Source organism: Caballeronia sordidicola (assembly GCF_002220365.1).
In the GTDB taxonomy this organism is placed as follows: Bacteria; Pseudomonadota; Gammaproteobacteria; order Burkholderiales; family Burkholderiaceae; genus Caballeronia; species Caballeronia sordidicola_C.
In genome coordinates this window covers 1-1,348 of sequence record NZ_MTHB01000071.1, presented here as the reverse complement: position 1 = coordinate 1,348, position 1,348 = coordinate 1, and the positions used below count along the sequence as shown (strand labels likewise).

General features: G+C 54.1%; 1 protein-coding gene. It reads right to left on the bottom strand.

What is annotated here, in order from left to right:
* Nucleotides 1–45 precede the first annotated feature (45 nt).
* Complete coding sequence (locus BSU04_RS12025; RefSeq protein WP_089160818.1) at nucleotides 46–1,029, bottom strand: sensor histidine kinase; 984 nt, start codon at nucleotides 1,027–1,029, stop codon at nucleotides 46–48.
* Between the last annotated feature and the right edge of the window lie 319 nt (nucleotides 1,030–1,348).

The window sequence follows — 1,348 nt, the reverse complement described above, 5'->3', positions numbered from 1 at the left end:
CATCAGAGTCGCATTGCCTGTCAGACCCCATATTTTGAAATTCGTTTACTCGTCACACTTATCGACATCGGCGGCGGACAACCCACCACAATGGTCTTTCACTTCTATCAGGATGTGTTCGGCAACCGCGTACGCATTAAGGGTTACGTCCGTACCCGGCCGAGTGAACTTGAACGCATTCTGTAGCAAATTTTCCAGCGCCGAGAACAACAGATCGCGATTCGCGCGTATGGCGAGTCTCGCGTCGACGCTTGAAACGGTGAAAGCGCACCCGTGAGCCCGTGCCCGGAGGCTTACAGACTGCTCGATCTCTCCAATGAAGTCAGCCAGCGAGAACACATCCGGCGGTCTCTCTCTACCACCCGCCAACCGCACTTCTGCGAGCGAATCGTCTATCAGCTTACGCAGACCCCCATCCAAACTGCGCTCTAAGACTGCCACAGTTGCGCCGGACCAATTTAGATTTAGATTCCCGGCCTTCCCCGCCTCAAAAGCCAGCGATGCTCTTTGAAGGACGTTGCGTAGGTCGTGGACGAAGAATCCAAGTTTTTCGTTCACCTGCGCAGCGTTCTTGCCCGCCGCAGTTGAGTCGCGCTGATAGCTGAACTCCGTCACCGCGTCGGCTATTGCATTATCCAGGCAGCGGTTGAGTGTTCGAAACTCGTCTATCTGAAAGGGCGCGTCGCGTTCATACGCAAGATCGGTAATGGCCTGACAAAGGTCACCATAGTCGTGGACGACCTGATCAACCGAAAATCCGAGTTCTAGGAGCTGTTGTCCGTGTTGCGCAGCCGAGGTTCCGATTGCCGAAAACGAGGCTTCGCCGCCCGACGGACCGGAGATCTTGCGACTCTCCATAGGCTCCTTCGTCTGTTCAATACGAAGTGTCAGGATAAGTTGATCAAGGAAAAGCGGCACACCGTTCTGCAATTGCTGCGCGGTCGCCCCTCTGGTGGCCCTGTGCGCAACTTTCAGCCTGCATCGCTCGATAAGATCATCCCGATTGTTCGAAAGGAACTCATGCATCATGGCGCACAACCTCCTTTTATCGACTGCATCCGGCTGGCCCGATTGCAAGCATCGGCCAGCGATTCGCTTATGCTACATCGCCGCTTCATCGTAGTGGCAAGCTCAATGTACACCGTTCTTGAGATGCCCTGAATTTCAACGTGACCGTGAGACGATCGCAAAGAAGCTTCAAAGCTCGCTATCTTGAGTGCGCTTGATGTGCTCGCACCAAAACGGCTAATGCCCGCCCGAGCATGTCGCCTCGGTTACGGAACTCTTATTCGTACGACCAATTGAGGATAACATCCGTAAAAATCTGGTCTGAGTTAGATTCAGCTCC